The 1,037-nt window shown below is 29.8% G+C and carries 1 protein-coding gene; it reads right to left on the minus strand.

The window, feature by feature from the left end:
* Positions 1–268: 268 nt before the first annotated feature.
* Positions 269–895, minus strand: coding sequence for a hypothetical protein (locus ACFQ1R_RS13180; RefSeq protein WP_379926732.1), 627 nt, complete (start codon positions 893–895; stop codon positions 269–271).
* Positions 896–1,037: the final 142 nt, after the last annotated feature.

Consider the following 1,037-nt stretch of genomic DNA (forward strand, 5'->3'; position numbering starts at 1 on the left):
CTCTTTGTCAATCACATAATTATTGTAGGACATCCAAATTCCGTTAATATCTTGTGCTTTGCAAGATGTTAATGCAATAACTAAAAATATTAATTGGAGTACTTTTTTCAACTTGTTTATAACGTTGTTGTGTATGGTTAGTTGCGTGGTTAAGCAACTAATTTAGTAAACAAATACGAACCCGAGAAAATTCCGAAGGAATTTTCCAAATAAGCACTTGCCAAAGCAATTAATTATACACGGTGTTGTGGTGCGTATTTTATTAAGATTATATTTCACCTTCTTCTTTCGGAGGTGGTGGTGGTGGAATATCAAATTTCTCATCCAGATAAATGTTTATATCTGTTTTATTTGTAATCAATTCGTAGGCTTTTGTTAATTTATCCAATGTTTTTGGTAAATTTTCAAATCCGTTTTTGGTATAAGTAATATAAATCAATAATTTATCTGGTCTTTCGCTTAACATTGGGTTTTTGCCATTGTTTTCTAAATCTCTTCTTAAAATACTTGTTAAACTGTCAAGAGAATATAATTCATCGTGATATTTGCCAATAGAGTCATTATGTATCTTAATTGTGTTTTTTTCTTTTATTAAAATACAAAGAAAATTTTCCCAACAAGGATTATGGAAATAAATTGTTTTTATTTCTTTATTAGTTTTAAGGGTGATTTTCGGTAAACTATCATTACAAGCAATTTTATCAGTCCGATTGAGTAGGTCTTTCCATTTATCAAATTGGTTAAGTTCTAATTCAACACCAAGGTTATTGTTTTCTGTTTTATCAATTCCGAATTCTTTTTGGACTAACTGTTTATCTTTTTTGTCGAGTTTATGGCATCCGATTATTGTCAAAATCAGTAAAATCAGAGACGATATTTTAATGTAAGTTCTCATTTTCTTATATGCACCACAACGTTTATGTATATGGAAAGTTGCGTGTTTGAGTGCGAGGATTTTCCGTAGGAAAATCAGATGCAAGCAAACAAAGCAACTCACATTGGTTAAGCTAAAACTAGCAATTTTTTATATACTGTGT

It is taken from the genome of Mariniflexile jejuense, from assembly GCF_042675665.1.
Lineage (GTDB): Bacteria > Bacteroidota > Bacteroidia > Flavobacteriales > Flavobacteriaceae > Mariniflexile > Mariniflexile jejuense.

Coding starts and splice junctions, on each gene's coding strand:
- ACFQ1R_RS13180 (WP_379926732.1), bottom strand. CDS start 895: ATGAGAACTTACATTAAAATATCGTCTCTGATTTTACTGATTTTGACA.